Origin of the sequence: Xanthomonas sp. D-36-1 (assembly GCF_017746155.1) — a bacterium.
In the GTDB taxonomy this organism is placed as follows: Bacteria; Pseudomonadota; Gammaproteobacteria; order Xanthomonadales; family Xanthomonadaceae; genus Xanthomonas; species Xanthomonas cissicola.
Genome location: NZ_JAGHWR010000044.1, coordinates 16,396 through 33,325, shown reverse-complemented (window position 1 = coordinate 33,325; position 16,930 = coordinate 16,396). Strand labels below are relative to the sequence as shown.

Sequence of the window (16,930 nt, the reverse complement as noted above, 5' to 3'; positions counted from 1 at the left end):
GCGACCCAAAAGCACGGGCTACAAACCGCGGGCAGACGCACATCCAAGATATCCGGACCGCACACAACCAGCAGGGGCTTGCGCCGCTGACCGATCCGCCGCGGGCAGGACCAAGTAGCGGTGTCCGTCAGGCTCAAGGTTCCAGCAACGGACTCACCCGGATCGCCAACAACTCGCCGCCACCGTCGAGCACGTAACGGGTGCGCGTCGCTGCGCTCAGCCACGCGGTATCGCCAGCGGCCAACGACGGCAAACCGCTATCGCGCCCGAAACTCGCCTGGCCGGCAAGCAGATGAATCGCCCAGGCGCTACCCGGGTCGGCAAAGAACAACATGGTGCCGACCAGCGGACGATGCAGCAGCTCGGTCCGCAGCAAATCGCGCCGCCACATCAGGTTGAAATCCTGGGTAGGACCGTCCAGCAGCACCGCCTCAACCGCATCTTCGCCGGCAAATCGCACGCGTTGATAGGGCGGCACTAAGTCGACACGCCTGCTGCGGGAAGCGTTGGCAACGACGCGCTCACCAGCGCTCAGCGATCCATCGACAGCAGCATGCTCGCCGACACTCTCTGCGCCACTAGCGTCTGAACCCATCCCCTTCCAGGCATCCGCAGCGGTTTCGGTTTCGGCATTCTCGGTGCTGACGTTCGCACGAGCGCCAGCACTGCCACTAGCACTAGCACTGGTACCGGCTTCGGCTTCGGCTTCGGCTTCGGCTTCGGCTTCGGCTTCGGTTTCGGTTTCGGTTTCGGTTTCGGTTTCGACATCAGCATCGCCACTGCCGAACGTCAAACGCATGCCACTACCCCGAAGCAGCACCAACTCACGATCGATGCCCGGGAATGCAGAGAACGCGGCATCCTGCTCGATTTCGGCAATCGACAGCCGCAATGCCCACTGCGCCTTATCGCCCAGACGCAGGATCTCTCGGGTCCAACCCAACTGATTGCGCCACCGCTCACGGCGGTATTCATTGGCCGGAATCACCCGGCTGCTCAGGTCTGTCAGCTGCATCGGCGCATTGTGCCTGAAGCTCGCGCCCCGAGGTCAGGCCGTAGTTTGCCGCTTCGTCTGCCTTTATCGGCAAGACGCATAGCCAGCGACCTGAACATCTGGAAGCGGGCTAACGACACGATGCGGGCTCGACCGGTGTTCGCTACGCATGAGTCACTCGAACACGTCGAGGCTTTGCAGCGCAGTCGATATCCGACTGAAGACCACCCGCTGGTTTTGCTGTCAACCTGACAGCACCCTGGCAATGCGCGATCCCAAGATCTTCAGAGACCCAAACGAAAAACGCCCGGCTGCACATCCAAGTGCAACACCGGGCGATTCCACGTCCTTGTCGGCTTCCAGCCATCCCCCGGACATCCTGTCCAGTTAGGTTGCGGCCACGCATCCTCGCGTCGAACCGTATCTCGGATCCCTTCCCCTTAACGCCGTCCCACCGGTTTCACCGCCGCCCCCTTGGCAGCCTTCTTGGCTGGAGCCATCGTGGCTCCAACTTCGATCAGGTCGCGATTCCGTTCGACCGTCTTGAGTCCGATGCCCTTGACCAGTGCCAGTTCCTCGGCACTTTTGAAGGGACCGTTTGCCTGACGGTGCTCGACGATTGCCTCGGCTTTTGATCGCCCGACATTCATCAGCACCTTGTCCAATTCCTCAGCAGACGCGGTGTTGATATCGACCTTATCGAGTGCATACGCATTCGAGGACAACAGCAACGCCAGTAGCAGGGACTTCAGGACTACGGTAAATGACTTCATTGCAACGCTCCTTGTGGCTTGGGTGATGGTCCTAGCCAGCATTCCTGCCAGCGGAGCCAGTGTCCCGCGCCACATGCAGCAATCCTATCGCCAACGAACTTTTCACACAGCCGGTGAACTGCGCGCCGCCTTGTAGGGAAATACCTACCCCCCAAGGCGGGCGTAGAATGTCCGGCTACGTCACGCATTCGGAGCCTCCATGGACAGCGCCAAGATCGACCAATTCGTCAGCGACACCTGGGACCGCGAGATCGTCCCGCAACTGGTCGATTACATCCGTATTCCCAACAAGTCGCCGATGTTCGATGCCGATTGGGTGGCCCATGGCTATATGGAGCAGGCGGTCGTGTTGATGGAGACCTGGGCGCGCGCGCAGGCCATCGACGGCATGCAGGTGGAGGTGGTGCGCCTGGAAGGCCGCACGCCATTGATCTTCATCGAGATCCCGGCCACCGGCCCCGAATCGGGGGACGACACCGTGCTGCTGTACGGTCACCTGGACAAGCAGCCGGAGATGACCGGCTGGGATGCGGACCTCGGGCCCTGGGAGCCGGTGTTGCGCGGCGACAAGTTGTATGGGCGTGGTGGCGCCGACGACGGCTACGCCATCTTCGGGTCGCTGGCCGCGATCCTGGCGCTGCGCAACCAGGACCTGCCGCATGCGCGCTGCGTGGTGTTGATCGAGGCCTGCGAGGAATCCGGCAGCTACGATCTACCGGCCTATGTGGACCATCTTGCCGAGCGCATCGGCAAGCCGTCGCTGGTGGTGTGCCTGGACTCGGGCTGCGGCAATTACGAGCAGCTGTGGTGCACGACGTCGCTGCGCGGGCTGACCGGCGGCAACCTGACGGTCAAGGTGCTGGAAGAAGGCGTGCACTCGGGCGATGCCTCGGGCGTGGTGCCGTCCAGCTTCCGCCTGCTACGCCAGCTTCTGTCGCGCATCGAAGACGAAACCACCGGCCGCATCCTGCTCGATGGCCTGCATGTGGAGGTGCCGGCCGAGCGGCTGACCCAAGCGAAGGCCGCCGCTGCCACACTGGATACCGCTATCTTCGACAAATTCCCGATGGTCGATGGCCTGGTGCCGATGCACGAGGACCTCACCGAATTGGTGTTGAACCGCACCTGGCGCCCGGCGCTGTCGATCACCGGTGTGGACGGCATGCCGCCGCTGGCGTCGGCCGGCAACGTACTGCGTCCGCAGACCGCGGTGAAACTGTCGCTGCGACTGCCGCCAACGGCCGACGGGAAGGCGTGCGGCGAGTTGCTCAAGACAGCGCTACTGCGCGACCCGCCCAATGGTGCGCAGGTGACGCTCGATCTGGAAAAGGCCTCGTCTGGCTGGAATGCACCAGCGATGGCGCCATGGCTGGAGAAGGCGATCGACGACGCCAGCCGGGCTTTTTTCGACAAGCCGGCGATGTACATGGGCGAAGGCGGCTCGATCCCGTTCATGGGCATGCTTGGCGAGAAGTTTCCCGGCGCGCAGTTCATGATCACTGGCGTGCTCGGCCCGCATTCCAATGCGCATGGCCCCAACGAGTTCCTGCACATCCCGATGGGCAAGCGCGTGACTGCCTGCGTCTCGAAGGTGATTGCCGACCATCACGCCGCCTGCCTGCGCGGCGAAACCAGCGGCTCGCCGGTGGCCGCCGATAGCGGCACCCGTCATGGTGGGCATGGTTGCTGTTGAGTTGTGGCTTCATCGATGCGTGCGGTTGGCGCGCATCGATGTCATGAGAGGTCGGTCTGCGCTTTTAAATGAGGACTACTGCAGGTGCACCTTGGTCGTCGGGCTAACCCGCTTCATGCACTGCCTGGCCCCGCACCTCCCCCAACCCCGCTTCCGTTGGGAGAGGGGATAGCCGTTGCTCTTCTTCGGGACGTGCCTGGTGCGCATTGCCCAGCGCAGAACTGGTGTCTTTTGCACACCTAAATCGTCAAGGTTCCCGCAGGGATTTCTTTATTGAAAGACGACTTCTCTGTAGGAAGACAACGTCCCGGGAAAGAACTGCCCGAAGCCATGAGCGCCTGGCAGCAGGAGCCGATGACCATGCCATCCTGAAGGCAGTGCATCCGCTTGCGCGCTCCTGTGCCCGCTGCGTGAGGCAGCGACATCCGAAATGCTAGTCTGCCGATCCCGTCCACCTTCGGTGCTGCGATGAATCATCTGTTTGGTAGCGACAGCTGGCTCTACATTCTGCTGGTCGGTTTTGTGGTTGGGCTGCTGGCGCGTTTCATTACGCCTGGTACGCAACGTCTGGGCTGCCTGCTGACGATCGTGCTAGGCATTGCCGGTGCCGTGGTCGCGACCTGGTTTGGCCGTTACATGGGGTGGTACCGCGCGGGCGAGCCGGCCGGTTTCCTTGGCGCGCTGCTCGGAGCGATTGCCATCCTGGCGTTGTTGCGGTTGTTCAGTGGCAGCAAGCACTGAGCGTTTCAAAGCGTTTCTGCTGCGTCTATCCATTACTTCCCTACGCCTCTTTTCTCCATGACGTCACTTCATCCGGATCCTGCGCGCGACGCGCTTCGCCTGCGGTGGGCACAGCAAGCGCTCGACGATCCACTGGCCTCGCTGCAGCGCGCATCGGTCGATGCGGGGTTTCGCAGTTATTGGCGCACGCGCGGGAATGGCGTGGACCGCATCTTGATGGATGCGCCGCCAAAGCTGGAAAACGTTGCGCCGTGGCTGCGCATGCATGCGCTATTGGGCGCCCATGGGGTACGCGTACCGCAGGTGCTTGCCCAGGACCTGGAAAACGGTTTTTTGCTATTGGAGGACCTGGGCGTGCCAACGCTGGCACAGGTGCTCACCGACGCCAACGCCAACGACTTGCTGGATGGCGCGATTGCCCAACTGCTGCTGCTGCAAAAAATCCCCCCACCTGCCGATAGTGGCGTGTTTGGCGAAGCGCTGCTCCAACGCGATGCCGGCTTGTTCGAAGAATGGTTCTTGGGCCGCCACCTGGGCGTGCAGCTGGACTGCGCCCATGCCGAGCAGTTGCAATTGGTGCAGCGCCGTCTGATGGACAACGCGCTGGCCCAGCCGCGCGTGTTCACCCACCGCGATTTCATGCCGCGCAATCTGATGCCCGTGCCCGATGGCCCGGCGGTGCTGGATTTTCAGGACTGCGTGATCGGCCCGATCGCCTACGACCCGATCAGCCTGTTCAAGGACACCTCGGTGAGCTGGCCGATCGCTCGGGTAGACGGCTGGCTGCAGCACTATCATGCACGAGCAACGGCGGCCGGGTTGCCGGTGCCGCCGCTGGCGCACTTCCTGCGCGATGCGGACTGGATGGGCGTGCAGCGCCACCTGAAAAACCTGGGGATTTTCTCGCGTCTGAGTCATCGCGATGGCAAGCATTGGTATCTGGACAATGTGCCGCGTTTCATTGCGTATCTGGACGAAGTACTGCCGCGCTACGCCGAGCTTGCGCCGTTAATCGGCCTGCTTGACGGGGTGATCAAACCCGCGTTGGCTGCGCGTGCGCAGCAGGCCCCGATGTGAAGGCGCTGATCTTTGCCGCAGGATTCGGCGAGCGCATGCGCCCGCTGACAGAGCACACGCCCAAGCCGCTGCTGTCGGCCGGTGGTGCGCCGTTGATCGTGTGGCACCTGCGCAAGCTGGCGGCGCTGGGCGTGGACGAGGCGGTGATCAATACCTCATGGCTGGCCGAGCAATTCCCGCAGGTGTTGGGCGATGGCAGCGCGTTCGGTCTTCGCCTGACCTACTCGTATGAAGGTGCGACGCCACTGGAAACCGGCGGCGGCATGCTGCATGCGCTGCCGCTGCTGGGCGATGCGCCGTTTCTGCTGGTCAATGGCGACATCTGGACCGATTTCGACTTTGCCCGGCTGTCGCGGGCACCGGCAGGGCTGGCGCAGCTGGTGCTTGTCGATCGCCCCGTCTATGCAGCGCGCGCAGACTTTGCGCTGGATGGGGATGGCAAGGTGCGCGCAGATCTGCCCGCAACGCTTACCTATTCCGGCATCGGCATGTATCGACCTGCACTGCTGCGCGATTGGCAATCGGTGATTGGTCCGTTGCCAGTACAGACCGGCACGGCACCGCGGTTTGCGCTGGCGCCGATCTTGCGCGCGCAGATGGCGGCAGGCCTGATCGACGGCATCCACCATGCCGGGCGCTGGACCGATGTCGGTACACCACAGCGGCTGGCCGAGCTGGACGCACAGTTACTGCGCGAGGGCGCCTGATCGCAGCCTTGCTGTCGTAACGCTCGTCGTCATTGGCCGGTTGCTTGTTGAAGAACAGAAGCACCGCGCCAGCGCATTGCTAGTTGCTTATTAAAAACGTTGCGCACCGACCAACTTGACTGGTCCTTGCCCGCTCACCGTCGCGGGACCCGTGGCGGCATGGATGCCGCCACAGAGCTCACAAGGACGCACTTGCAGCGTGTCCCGCGATGGTGGCGGGGAAGGGCCCTGCAGCGAACGCGAAGAACTCGAGCTCGAGTGCGCGGTGCCCTCACCGCTCGCGGGACACGCCGTAAACCCGTCCATGGGGGCTCGATGGCGGCATCCATGCCGCCAACGGTCCCGCAATCGGCGAGGACACCGCACCAGATAGTTTGCTGATGGTTTTGTTGAAGAGCGAATACGCCGTGTCGCCAGTGCTGATCGCTTGTTGAAAACTCTGAGTACCGACCAAGCCGACTGGTCGTTTCCCGCCCACCGTCGCGGGACCCTTGGCGGCATGGATGCCGCAACGGAGCTTACAGGGACGTACTTGCAGCGTGTCCTGCGATGGTGGGCGGGCAAGGGCCCTGCAGCAAACGCGCAGCGTCGAGGGCGTGGTGCTCTCACCGCGTCAGACAGTTGGCTGGTTGTTTTGTTTAAATCCATGCACCACGACCATCTTGAGCGGTACTTGCAACCAAGCCGCAGATCGGTCGTTTACGACCCGCGATCCTAAAGCACACGCCGCAAAAATGGCACGGTGATGCGGCGCTTTGCGGCCAACGATTCGCGATCCAGACGATCCAGCAAGGCCACCAGCGCCGCCAATTCACGCTCGCTGTGGGTCAGCAACCAGTCGATCGCCGCTTCGTCCAGCGCCAGGCCGCGACGCTGCGCGCGGTCGCGCAGCACCGCCGCGCGCGCCGCATCGTCGAGCACGGGTAACCCGATCCGGATGCATTGCGACAACCGCGAACGCAGGTCCGGCAACACCAACGCCAGTCCATCGGGCATCTGTCGCGCGGTGTACAACAGCGTGATGCCGGCCGCGCGCGCGCGATTGTGGAAATCGAACAACGCCACTTCGTCGTCGCGTTGGCCGGCGATGCTTTCCACGCCATCCAGGGCGACCAGGCTGCGGCCTTCCAACGCTTCGAGCGCATCGCGCAAGCGGCCGGCGGCCGCCTGCAGCGGCAGATACGCCGGCGTGCGCCCGGCCTGCTCGGCGGCGGCGCACAGCGATAGCGCCAGATGCGTCTTGCCGGTGCCGGCGGGGCCGGAGAGATACAGCCAATCGCTCACCTGCCCCGCAGCCAGCGCCTGCAATTGCGCAAGCAGGCCGTCGGGCGCGGCGATGTAACTGTCGAAACGCTGATCGGGTGGCGCGCGCAACGCCAGCGGCAACTGCGGAACACTCACAACCGATCTGCGTCCTTGCTGGGGTCGATGATCACGCTGCGCTCGGGCATGGACTGCAGCACGATGCCGGCGCGCTCGCCCGCATACAGGTCGCTGCGCGTGTACTGCTCATGCGCATAGCGCAACAGCACGTTGGCCACCGCCGCGACCGGCAATGCCAGCAACATCCCGAGGAAGCCGAACAACTGGCCGCCGGCCATCACCGCGAAGATCACCGCCACCGGATGCAGGCCGATCTTGTCGCCGACGATGCGCGGCGTGAGCACATAGCTTTCCAGCAACTGGCCCACCGTGAACACGACACCCACGCCGATCAGCAATTTCAGATCCAGCCCTTGCGCCTGCACGATGGCCGCCAGCAATGCGAGCACGATGCCGGTAGTCGCGCCCAGGTACGGGATGAAACTGATCAAGCCGGCGATGATGCCGATCAACAAGCCCAGATTGAGGCCGATGATGGACATACCGGTAGCGTAGATCGCACCCAGCGCCAGCATCACCAGGAACTGGCCGCGGATAAAGCCACCGAGCACGTCGTTGGATTCCTGTGCCAGCCGGCTTGCGGTGCCGATGTAAGCACGCGGGATGACGGCAGCCACGCGTTCGACCAGGCGATCCCAGTCGCGCAGAAAATAGAACGCCAGGATCGGCAGCAACGCCAGGTTGATCACCCAGGTCACCATTGCAAAGCCCGAACGCGACACGTAGCCGAAGAGCGTCTTGGCGGCGCCACCGGCCTGCTCCCAGTGGCTGCGGATCCAGTCGATCAAGCGCTCCGGGTCCAGCCAGGCCATCAGCTGCATGCCGGTCTTGGCTTCCAGCCAGGGGATGGCGGTGCCGATTGCCCAGTTGCGCATCTGCGGCAGCGCATCGATCAAGGTCATGATCTGGCGTTCGATCATCGGCACCAGAATCATCAATGCCAGCACGAACAGCAGCGTCGCCAGCACGAAGACCAGCATCACCGCCACATTGCGCGAGCGCCCGGCGCGTTCGATGCGGTCCACCAGCGGGTCGCCCAGCCATGCCAGCAACAGCGCCAGCACGAACGGGGTCAGGATCGGCGCCAGCAGCGAAACCACCCACAACACACCGACAATCACCGCCGCCCATTTGAGGCGACGCAGGAACAAGGCAATTTCGGCTTCGGGAGTCAAAGTCATTTCAGGCGGTACTCGGCGTGCTCGTTTTCGAGAATGATCGGGCCTTCGGTCGGTACCGAGACCGAGACCAGCGGGCTGTTGTCGCCGAGCATACGGTTGAGGCCGGAAATGCCCGTGAGCAGTTCCAGATCCAGTTCCATGCGGTCGCCATTGGCGCTGACCGGGCGGATGCTGCGCACCACCGACACGCCCTGCAACGCGGCCGACACACGCAGATAATCGTCGGCGCTGCTGATGCCGGTGATCACCACGCGGTAGACGCCGGGCACGCCCGAATCCACCCGCTTGGCGTAGCGCTTGACCAGCGCGTCGGCAGCGCCGTCGGCACCGGCGGCCATCGCGCGGCGCGCATCGCCGTCGCTGCTGGTCCAGCTGGACAGCACATTGCCGTTGTCCACGAATACCCAGTCGGCCGTCCAGCCGGCGGCGTTGCGGTAGAGCTTGCCGATCAACTGCATCGGCGGGCTGTATTTGGCGGAGGCGCGCGACACCGCGGCGGTGTCCTTGCGCCAGATCGCGCCAGCCAGTGCCTGCTCGGCGGCGGCGCCGCTCGGCAGACCGAGCCGGTAGCCGCGTTCGATCGCACGGTCCAGCACGCTGCGCGCGGCATTGGCCTGAGCCACGCCGACCAGACGTGGGCCGCTGCCGTCGTCGATGGCAAGCCACAGCACCGGCTTGGGCCGGGGCAAGGGCCACACCGGCAAACCCAGCGCAGCGATCAGGCCATCCACATCCGATTGACGGAAACGTGCCACCAGGGTCGTACGGAAGGTCGGCGCGCCGGTGCGCGAGGTGCCCTGATCCTGGCGGTAGTCGTAGTGTTCGACGTAGTTGGGCGCATTGCGCAGCGCCTGCGGCACGCCGGGGCGGCTCATCACGCCGCGGTCGCCGGAGACCTTGCCCAGCACCGCGCCGAGCGCGCGTGCCAGTGCGCCGGGGCGATCGGATTCGCTCTGGCTATTGACCGGCACTTCGGCGTCGTAGGCACTTTGCGCCTTGGCAACGTCGCCTTCGGTGCGCAGATCTGCTTGCGCAAAGGCCGGAGCGACGGGCATTGCGACCACGAGGGCGAGAAAGAAAGCGAGACTGCGGCGCATCGACGGTTCCATGACATAAGCGTATCCGGGTGAATTGTTGCCCGAATGGGGCGCTAGCGCCAACGTGGCTGCTAAAATCGCCGCCTTTACCGCCGAGCCCCCCGCCCGTGACCAGCCAGACGCCTTCCAGCCCCTCGCCCATGACCTACCGCGACGCGGGGGTCGACATCGACGCCGGCAATGCATTGGTCGAACGCATCAAGCCGCTGGTCAAGCGCAGCTTCCGGCCCGAGGTCATGGGTGGCCTGGGCGGCTTCGGCGCGCTGTTCGACCTGTCCGGCAAGTACAAGGAGCCGGTGCTGGTGTCCGGCACCGACGGCGTGGGCACCAAGCTCAAGCTGGCCCAGCAATTGGGGCGGCACGACACCATCGGCATCGATCTGGTCGGCATGTGCGTCAACGACGTGCTGGTGCAGGGCGCCGAGCCGTTGTTCTTCCTGGATTACTTCGCCACCGGCAAGCTGGACGTGGACACCGCTGCGGCGGTGGTGGGCGGCATCGCACGCGGCTGCGAGCTTTCCGGTTGCGCGCTGATCGGCGGCGAGACGGCTGAAATGCCCGACATGTATCCGCCGGGCGAATACGACCTGGCCGGCTTCACCGTGGGTGCGGTGGAAAAGTCGCAGTTGCTGGATGGCGCACAGGTGCGCGACGGCGACGTGCTGATCGGCATCGCCTCCTCCGGCCCGCATTCCAACGGCTATTCGTTGATCCGCAAGATCTACGAGCGCGCCGGCGCGCCGGCCGAACACGTGCTGGACGACGGCACCAAGCTGATCGATGCGCTGATGGCGCCGACTGCGCTGTACGTCAAGCCGGTGCTGGCGCTGCTGAAGTCGCACGGTGAGGCGATCCACGCCATGGCGCATATCACCGGTGGCGGCCTCACCGAAAACATCATCCGCGTGATACCCGAGGGCCTGGGTCTGGACATCGACGCCACTGCCTGGACGTTGCCGCCGGTATTTGCATGGCTGCAGCGCGAAGGTGCGGTGGCCGATGCCGAAATGTGGCGCACCTTCAACTGCGGAATCGGCTTCGTGCTGGTTGCCGCGCCCGCGCAGGCGGCCGCGCTAGAACAGGCGTTGGATGCGCAGTCGCTGGCGCATTGGCGCATCGGCCAGGTGGTGACGGCGCATGGCGACGAGCGCGTGCGCATCGGCTGATCGATCAGGACACCTGCATGGACGCTTCCCCAGTCGCCACGACCGCATCGGCCAGCACCGACGATCTGCAGCATCTCAAGCTGCTGTGATCTTCCACTACGTGCTGGCCGGCCTTACCGGATTGTTTTCCCTGATTCCGCTGATCCACCTGTTCATGGGGCTGGCCATCGTCACCGGGCGTCTGCCCATGAAGGACAGCACCGGGCAGACGGCGCCACAGGAGATACAGCTGTTCGGCTGGGTCTTCGTGATCATTGCAGCGATGCTCATCCTGGGTGGACTCACCATGGCCGGCTTCATGGCCTATGCCGGCCGCTGCATCGCCCAGCGCAGGCGCCACCTGCTGTGCCTGATCGTGGCCGGCATTTCCTGTTCCTTCATGCCGTTCGGCACCGTGCTTGGCGTCTTTACGCTGGTGACGCTGCTGCGCCCGCAGGTGAAGGCTCTGTTCGGTGCCGGCAACGCTGCGGTTTGAGATGTCTGTGAGCCTACTCTCCAGTGCCCGCACCTGACGCCCCGTTGCGCCTGGCCGTGCTGGCCTCCGGCCGTGGCAGCAATCTGCAGGCCATTGTCGATGCGATCGCCAGTGGGCGTCTGCATGCCGAGGTGGTCGGGGTGTTTTCCGATCGCCCGCAGGCGCCAGCCTTGCAGAACGTCGAGCCGGCGCGTCGCTGGAGTGCCAGCCCGCGCGATTTCGCCGACCGTGCCGCGTTCGATGCCGCACTTGGCGAGGCGATCGCGGCGGCGCAGCCGGACTGGGTGATCTGCGCCGGCTATATGCGCATCCTGGGCGAGCCGTTGGTGCGCCGTTTCGCCGGGCGCATGCTCAACATCCATCCCTCGCTGCTACCCAAATACCGTGGCCTGCACACGCACGCACGCGCGCTGGAAGCCGGCGATGCAGAGCATGGTGCCAGCGTGCATCTGGTGGTACCGGAACTGGATGCCGGCGCGGTGATCGCGCAGGCGCGTGTTCCGGTCCTGCCCGGCGACAGTGCCGAACAACTGGCCGTGCGGGTGCTGGCGCGCGAGCACCCGCTGCTCCTGGCCACGCTGGAGCTGCTTGCCAGTGGCCGCGTCGCGGTGCATGGCGACACCGTGCTTATCGACGGTCAGTGCCTGTTTACGCCACTGCGACTAGAGTCCGCAAACACCGCACTCGCCTGAATGCGGAAGACATTCCCCTCATCCCGTCCCGGACATCCTTGCGGCCTCCGTGCCCGCCACCAGCGCATGAACGTCATCCCGATCGCCGCCGCGCTGTTAACTGTTGCCCTACTTACCGAGGCCGGCCCAGGCCGTGCACAGCAGGCGCCCGTCGCGTCTGAACCAGCGGCGCCCGCTGCGGTCACGATTCCAGGCGCGGCACCGACACCGCCCGCTGCCCTGCCCGCCGGCACCTGGACGCCACCGCCGCTTGAGCCGTTCGTGGCGACCTACCAAGCGTTCTATCGTGGCAAGGAAGCAGGCGATGCCACCATGCAGGTCAGCCACGGCGAGGGTAACCAGTGGCGCATCGACATGTCGGTGCGTGGCCGCAAGGGCTTCGCCAGCATCCTGGGCCTGAACCTGGAGCAGAGCACGGTGTTCCGCGTGGATGGCGACACCTATGTGCCGCTGAGCCAGAGCACGGTACGCAAGGCGGTGTTCTTCGGCAAGAAGGTCACCGGCGTCTACAACTGGCAGGCCGGCACAGCGCAATGGAACGGTGATCTGAAGGAAGATCGCCAGCAGCCGATCCCCTTGCAGCACGGCGACCAGAGCGCGCTGTCGCTGAACCTGTCGCTGATGCGCGACGCGCAACCCGGGCGCAGCCTGAGCTATCGCTACGTCGACGTGGGCAAGGTGCGCAAATACGACTACCGCGCCGCCGATGCCACCGAGGTGGTGCAGGTGGGCGATCTGAGCTACGACGCGTTGCGCGTGTACCGCGTCAACGGTGGCGACAACGAAACCATCCTGTGGATCGCCAACGGAGTTCCCACTCCGGTGCGCATCCTCCAACGTGACAAAGGTGAGGATCAGGTCGATCTACGCCTGGTCGAATACCAAGGAGCCTGACCGATGAAAACCCTCCCCCGTCCCAGCGCCATCATTGCCGCCGCCGCATTGGCGATGGCCAGTCTGCCTGCCTTGGCCATGCAGCCATTCCAGGCCGACTACTCGGCCAACTACATGGGCATGCAAGCCAACGGCACCATGACCCTGGCCGCCGCCGGTGCCAATCAGTGGCGGTATACGCTGACCATCCAGAACCAGCTCGCCAACCTGACCCAGAGCACGGTGTTCGAAGAAGCCAATGGCCGGCTACGCCCGGTCAGCAGCAACGACACCTCGTCGATGATGGTCAAGCGCCGTAACGTCACCGCCAACTACGACTGGAAGACCAGTCAGGCCACCTGGGGCGGGGATATCAAGCCGGACCGCCGCGGCCCGGTCAAACTGCAGCCGGGCGACATGGATGCGCTGCTGATCAACCTGGCCATCACGCGCGATCTGGCCGCCGGCAAACCGCTCAACTACCGCATGGTGGACGAAGGCCGCATCAAGCCGATGAGCTACAAGGTGGTCGGCAAGGAAACCATCACCGTCAACGGCAAGCAGGAGCAGGCCACCAAGGTGTCGCGCGTGGACGGCGACAAGGAATTGATCGCGTGGGTGGTCAAGGACCTGCCGGTCCCGGCGCGCCTGCTGCAGAAGGAAAAAGGCCAGGACGCACTGGATCTGACCATCAAGGCGTTGCGCTAGACGCCAGGCGATCTTGGCAGGAGCGTGCCCGCGCGCGACGGGTCTTTATCGGTAACGCCCCGTCGCGCGCAGGCACGCTCCTGCCAAAGCATGCGACTCGCTCGGCGGGCGCACTGCCTTTGACAGCGATGAAAAGCCCGGCTGCAAGCCGGGCTTTTTTTATTCCGATAGGCGTGCGGCGGACTCTCCGCAGCACGCAGAAACACGCTCAACCCTCAGGCTTGGCCGCTGGCTTCTCATCGCCGGTGCTGAACACCGTGCGGCAATCCACACGAATCTGCTGGTCGTTCTTGCGCCAATAAAACAGGTCGCAATGGCGTTTGCCTTCGACAGTCTTCTTCACCGCCACTGCATAGAACGATTGCGCGATTTCTTCGCGGCTTGCGGTGCCGTCGTTGTTCCAGTCCATGTCCTTGAACTCCACGCCCTGGGTGATGGCCATGCCCACGCTCCAGGCATAGGCCAGCCATGCCAGGATCAGCACGATCACACCCAGCAGGACCTTGCGCCGGGTGGTGAAACGGCCGCGCAGGATCATGCGGTGCGCTGGATGGTCGCGCCCAGCGCCCCCAGCTTCTCCTCGATGTTTTCGTAGCCACGGTCCAGGTGGTAGATGCGATCGATGGTGGTGTCGCCATCGGCGACCAGGCCGGCCAGGATCAACGATGCCGACGCGCGCAGGTCAGTCGCCATCACCGGCGCGCCGCTCAGGCGTTCGGCACCGCGCACGATGGCGGTATGGCCTTCGACCTGGATATCCGCGCCCAGGCGCAGCAGCTCGTTGACGTGCATGAAGCGGTTTTCGAAGATGGTTTCGTTGATCACGCCCACCCCGTCGGCCACGCAGTTGAGCGCCATGAATTGCGCCTGCATGTCGGTGGGAAACGCCGGGTACGGCGCGGTGGTCAGGCTGACCGCGCGCGGGCGCTTGCCGTGCATGTCCAGCGTGATGCTGTCGGCGGTGGTGGTGATCGTGGCGCCAGCCTCGGTCAGCTTGTCCAGCACTGCGTCCAGCGTTTCCGGGCGCGCGCGGCGCACGGTGACGCTGCCGCCGGTCATCGCCGCAGCGACCAGGAAGGTGCCGGTTTCGATGCGGTCCGGCAGCACCGCATGGTGCCCGCCGCCCAGCCGCTCGACGCCCTGCACCACGATGCGCGGCGTGCCCGCGCCTTCGATCTGCGCACCGAGTGCGATCAGGCAGTCGGCCAGGTCGGTGACTTCCGGCTCCATCGCCGCGTTTTCCAGCACCGTGGTGCCCTCGGCGAGCACCGCGGCCATCAGCACGTTCTCGGTGCCGGTGACGCTGACCATGTCGAATACGTAGCGGGCACCCTTCAGGCGGCCATTGCTGGTGGCCTTGATGTAGCCGTTTTCCACGCTGATCTCGGCACCCAGTGCCTGCAGGCCCTTGATGTGCTGGTCCACCGGGCGCGAACCGATCGCGCAACCGCCGGGCAGCGAGACTTCTGCAGTGCCGTAGCGCGCCAGCAGCGGACCCAACACCAGGATCGAGGCACGCATGGTCTTGACCAGCTCATACGGCGCAACCTGATGGGTGACCGAGCGCGGGTCGACCAGGATCGAGCGGCCCTTGGCCAGCGTGCCTTCGTCGATGGTGACCTCGGCGCCCAGCTCGCTGAGCAATTTCACCGTGGTGATCACGTCGTGCAGATGCGGCACGTTGCTGATTTCCACTGGCGCGTCGGCCAGCAGGGTCGCGCACAGGATCGGCAGCACGGCGTTCTTGGCGCCGGAAATATTGACTTCGCCATGCAGCGCTTGGCCGCCGGTCACTACGATTTTTGACATGGGAATCTTAAGAAATCCGAAAGTAGAAGGGATGTCGGGGGAATGAAGTGAGGGACGTATCGATCGTGGTGCACGCGGCGTGCGATGGCACCGGGGATCGAGCCGCGCCGGGTACGGCCCGAGACGCGCTGGACGCAGTCACTGCGTGAGCGTGGACGACGCCGGCCGAGGCGATGCAGGTGCATTCCGCTTCCCGGCCCCGCCCTGGGCACCGCTCCGGCCCAGCCCGCTCGGCGGCTGTGTTCAGCCTTCTTCGGGCGTCAGCGTCTTCAGTTGCAGCGCGTGGATCGCCCCGCCCATCAGCTCGCCCAGGGTCGCATAGACCATGCGGTGCCGCGCCAGCGGCGCCTTGCCGATGAATGCGGGGCTGACCACGGTGGCCTCGAAGTGCACGCCGTCGTCGCCGTGCACGTCGACGCGGGCTTCGGGCAAGCCGGATTCGATGAGTTTACGGATGGTTTCGGCGTCCAAAGGGCGTTTCCTCATAAAATGAGCGCACATTCTACTCTTCACCCGAGTCCTGCATGGCTGTCTCGCACCTGCCCTCCGCCACCGTCAGCGACGCCAGCCTGGTCGCCAGCGGCCAGCGTGTGCTGGAGATCGAGCGCGAGGCGCTGGCCAGCGTGGGCGCGCGCATCGGCGGCGAATTCGCTGCGGCCTGCCGCTTGGTGCTGGCCTCGCGCGGACGGGTGGTCGCCACGGGCATGGGCAAGTCCGGCCATGTGGCGCGCAAGATCGCCGCCACCCTCGCCTCGACCGGCACCCCGGCGTTCTTCGTGCACCCGGGCGAAGCCGGACATGGCGACCTGGGCATGATCACCGAGGCCGACATCGTGCTGGCGTTGTCGTACTCGGGGGAATCGGACGAAGTGCGCATGCTGCTGCCGGTGCTCAAGCGCCAGGGCAACCCGATCATCGCCATGACCGGCCGCACCAGTTCCACCCTGGCCCAGGCCGCCGACGTGCACCTGGACGTCAGTGTGTCGGCCGAAGCCTGCCCGCTGCATCTGGCCCCCACCTCCAGCACCACCGCCTCGCTGGCGATGGGCGATGCGCTGGCGGTTGCGCTGCTGGATGCGCGCGGCTTTACCGCCGACGACTTCGCGCGCTCGCACCCGGCCGGCAGCCTGGGCCGGCGCCTGCTGCTGCACATCACCGACGTGATGCACGCCGGCGAGGACCTTCCGCGTGTGCGCGAAGACGCCAGCCTGAGCGAGGCGTTGATGGAAATGAGCCGCAAGCGGCTGGGCATGACTGCCGTGGTGGACGCCGACGGCCATCTGATCGGGCTGTTCACCGACGGCGACCTGCGCCGCGCGCTGGACAGCGACATCGACGTGCGCAGCGCCGGCATCGCGCAGGTGATGACGCGCAACCCGCGCACCATCGGCGCCGACCAGCTGGCCGCCGAGGCCGCGCGGCTCATGGAAGACTACAAGATCAACGGCCTGATCGTGGTGGATGCGCAGCACCGCGCGGTGGGCGCATTGAACATTCACGACCTGTTGCGCGCCAAGGTGGTTTAACAGGTTCAGTTTTCAACCGCCGGACCCCGTTCTCA

The 16,930-nt window shown here is 64.9% G+C and carries 17 protein-coding genes and 1 pseudogene; 10 read left to right on the top strand and 8 right to left on the bottom strand.

Annotated features, from left to right (window positions below):
- Positions 1–133: 133 nt before the first annotated feature.
- Together J7367_RS13840 and J7367_RS13835 are read right to left on the bottom strand one after the other, a co-directional pair.
- Positions 134–1,015 (bottom strand): HutD family protein, encoded by an 882-nt coding sequence (locus tag J7367_RS13840; protein WP_209028939.1) that lies wholly within the window; start codon positions 1,013–1,015, stop codon positions 134–136.
- Between the two features lie 419 nt (positions 1,016–1,434).
- Positions 1,435–1,809 (bottom strand): helix-hairpin-helix domain-containing protein, encoded by a 375-nt coding sequence (locus J7367_RS13835; RefSeq protein ID WP_008572623.1) that lies wholly within the window; start codon positions 1,807–1,809, stop codon positions 1,435–1,437.
- Between the two features lie 157 nt (positions 1,810–1,966).
- Between J7367_RS13835 and J7367_RS13830 the strand changes: the two genes are divergently transcribed.
- From J7367_RS13830 to murU, 4 genes are all read left to right on the top strand, one after another.
- The gene (locus J7367_RS13830; protein WP_007966124.1) at positions 1,967–3,460 is read left to right on the top strand and encodes a M20 family metallopeptidase; all 1,494 of its coding nucleotides are present in this window, start codon (positions 1,967–1,969) and stop codon (positions 3,458–3,460) included.
- A gap of 468 nt (positions 3,461–3,928) precedes the next feature.
- Entirely contained in the window at positions 3,929–4,201 is a 273-nt protein-coding gene (locus J7367_RS13825; RefSeq protein ID WP_042675747.1) for a GlsB/YeaQ/YmgE family stress response membrane protein, read from the top strand.
- Between the two features lie 57 nt (positions 4,202–4,258).
- The gene (locus J7367_RS13820; RefSeq protein WP_057662283.1) at positions 4,259–5,278 is read left to right on the top strand and encodes a phosphotransferase; all 1,020 of its coding nucleotides are present in this window, start codon (positions 4,259–4,261) and stop codon (positions 5,276–5,278) included.
- Entirely contained in the window at positions 5,275–5,985 is a 711-nt protein-coding gene (gene murU, locus J7367_RS13815) for an N-acetylmuramate alpha-1-phosphate uridylyltransferase MurU (protein ID WP_007966117.1), read from the top strand. The genes J7367_RS13820 and murU overlap by 4 nt, the downstream gene beginning before the upstream one ends.
- Positions 5,986–6,699: 714 nt before the next feature.
- On the opposite strand, the gene hda is transcribed toward murU, so the two are convergent.
- Genes hda through J7367_RS13800 form a run of 3 tightly spaced genes read right to left on the bottom strand, consistent with a single transcriptional unit; the run spans position 6,700 to position 9,658 of the window.
- Entirely contained in the window at positions 6,700–7,386 is a 687-nt protein-coding gene (hda, locus tag J7367_RS13810; RefSeq protein WP_057662280.1) for a DnaA regulatory inactivator Hda, read from the bottom strand.
- Complete coding sequence (locus J7367_RS13805) at positions 7,383–8,549, bottom strand: AI-2E family transporter (RefSeq protein WP_057662277.1); 1,167 nt, start codon at positions 8,547–8,549, stop codon at positions 7,383–7,385. The genes hda and J7367_RS13805 overlap by 4 nt, the downstream gene beginning before the upstream one ends.
- Positions 8,546–9,658 (bottom strand): DUF2066 domain-containing protein, encoded by a 1,113-nt coding sequence (locus J7367_RS13800; protein WP_007970596.1) that lies wholly within the window; start codon positions 9,656–9,658, stop codon positions 8,546–8,548. The genes J7367_RS13805 and J7367_RS13800 overlap by 4 nt, the downstream gene beginning before the upstream one ends.
- A gap of 128 nt (positions 9,659–9,786) precedes the next feature.
- Here J7367_RS13800 and purM point away from each other — a divergent pair, with 128 nt between their 5' ends.
- From purM to J7367_RS13775, 5 genes and pseudogenes are all read left to right on the top strand, one after another.
- Positions 9,787–10,812 carry a phosphoribosylformylglycinamidine cyclo-ligase gene (purM, locus tag J7367_RS13795; protein WP_007966111.1) on the top strand — a complete coding sequence of 342 codons (1,026 nt, stop codon included), beginning with the start codon at positions 9,787–9,789 and terminating at the stop codon, positions 10,810–10,812.
- A gap of 17 nt (positions 10,813–10,829) precedes the next feature.
- A pseudogene (locus J7367_RS13790) lies at positions 10,830–11,287 on the top strand (hypothetical protein).
- Positions 11,288–11,310: 23 nt separating this feature from the next.
- The gene (gene purN / locus J7367_RS13785; protein WP_007966107.1) at positions 11,311–11,979 is read left to right on the top strand and encodes a phosphoribosylglycinamide formyltransferase; all 669 of its coding nucleotides are present in this window, start codon (positions 11,311–11,313) and stop codon (positions 11,977–11,979) included.
- Positions 11,980–12,045: 66 nt separating this feature from the next.
- On the top strand, positions 12,046–12,873 hold the full coding sequence (locus tag J7367_RS13780) for a DUF3108 domain-containing protein (RefSeq protein ID WP_057662274.1): 828 nt from the start codon (positions 12,046–12,048) through the stop codon (positions 12,871–12,873).
- 3 nt (positions 12,874–12,876) lie between these two features.
- Positions 12,877–13,560, top strand: coding sequence for a DUF3108 domain-containing protein (locus J7367_RS13775; protein WP_042675742.1), 684 nt, complete (start codon positions 12,877–12,879; stop codon positions 13,558–13,560).
- Between the two features lie 208 nt (positions 13,561–13,768).
- Here J7367_RS13775 and J7367_RS13770 read toward each other — a convergent pair whose 3' ends face one another.
- From J7367_RS13770 to J7367_RS13760, 3 genes are all read right to left on the bottom strand, one after another.
- Positions 13,769–14,098, bottom strand: a complete 330-nt coding sequence (locus tag J7367_RS13770) for a hypothetical protein (protein WP_022558842.1) — start codon at positions 14,096–14,098, stop codon at positions 13,769–13,771.
- Positions 14,095–15,369 carry a UDP-N-acetylglucosamine 1-carboxyvinyltransferase gene (murA, locus tag J7367_RS13765; protein WP_057662270.1) on the bottom strand — a complete coding sequence of 425 codons (1,275 nt, stop codon included), beginning with the start codon at positions 15,367–15,369 and terminating at the stop codon, positions 14,095–14,097. Before murA ends, J7367_RS13770 begins: the two co-directional genes overlap by 4 nt.
- 243 nt (positions 15,370–15,612) lie before the next feature.
- Positions 15,613–15,840: a BolA/IbaG family iron-sulfur metabolism protein gene (locus tag J7367_RS13760; protein WP_005913369.1), complete on the bottom strand. Its 228-nt coding sequence runs from the start codon at positions 15,838–15,840 to the stop codon at positions 15,613–15,615.
- A gap of 53 nt (positions 15,841–15,893) precedes the next feature.
- Here J7367_RS13760 and J7367_RS13755 point away from each other — a divergent pair, with 53 nt between their 5' ends.
- Positions 15,894–16,895 carry a KpsF/GutQ family sugar-phosphate isomerase gene (locus J7367_RS13755; protein WP_022558840.1) on the top strand — a complete coding sequence of 334 codons (1,002 nt, stop codon included), beginning with the start codon at positions 15,894–15,896 and terminating at the stop codon, positions 16,893–16,895.
- Positions 16,896–16,930: the final 35 nt, after the last annotated feature.

Bases quoted from the DNA above. Each gene is read 5' to 3' on its own strand.
- J7367_RS13840 (WP_209028939.1), bottom strand. From the start codon at position 1,015: ATGCAGCTGACAGACCTGAGCAGCCGGGTGATTCCGGCCAATGAATAC.
- J7367_RS13835 (WP_008572623.1), bottom strand. From the start codon at position 1,809: ATGCTGGCTAGGACCATCACCCAAGCCACAAGGAGCGTTGCAATGAAG.
- J7367_RS13830 (WP_007966124.1), top strand. From the start codon at position 1,967: ATGGACAGCGCCAAGATCGACCAATTCGTCAGCGACACCTGGGACCGC.
- J7367_RS13825 (WP_042675747.1), top strand. From the start codon at position 3,929: ATGAATCATCTGTTTGGTAGCGACAGCTGGCTCTACATTCTGCTGGTC.
- J7367_RS13820 (WP_057662283.1), top strand. From the start codon at position 4,259: ATGACGTCACTTCATCCGGATCCTGCGCGCGACGCGCTTCGCCTGCGG.
- J7367_RS13805 (WP_057662277.1), bottom strand. From the start codon at position 8,549: ATGACTTTGACTCCCGAAGCCGAAATTGCCTTGTTCCTGCGTCGCCTC.
- J7367_RS13800 (WP_007970596.1), bottom strand. From the start codon at position 9,658: ATGGAACCGTCGATGCGCCGCAGTCTCGCTTTCTTTCTCGCCCTCGTG.
- purM (WP_007966111.1), top strand. From the start codon at position 9,787: ATGACCTACCGCGACGCGGGGGTCGACATCGACGCCGGCAATGCATTG.
- J7367_RS13780 (WP_057662274.1), top strand. From the start codon at position 12,046: ATGAACGTCATCCCGATCGCCGCCGCGCTGTTAACTGTTGCCCTACTT.
- J7367_RS13775 (WP_042675742.1), top strand. From the start codon at position 12,877: ATGAAAACCCTCCCCCGTCCCAGCGCCATCATTGCCGCCGCCGCATTG.
- J7367_RS13770 (WP_022558842.1), bottom strand. From the start codon at position 14,098: ATGATCCTGCGCGGCCGTTTCACCACCCGGCGCAAGGTCCTGCTGGGT.
- murA (WP_057662270.1), bottom strand. From the start codon at position 15,369: ATGTCAAAAATCGTAGTGACCGGCGGCCAAGCGCTGCATGGCGAAGTC.
- J7367_RS13755 (WP_022558840.1), top strand. From the start codon at position 15,894: ATGGCTGTCTCGCACCTGCCCTCCGCCACCGTCAGCGACGCCAGCCTG.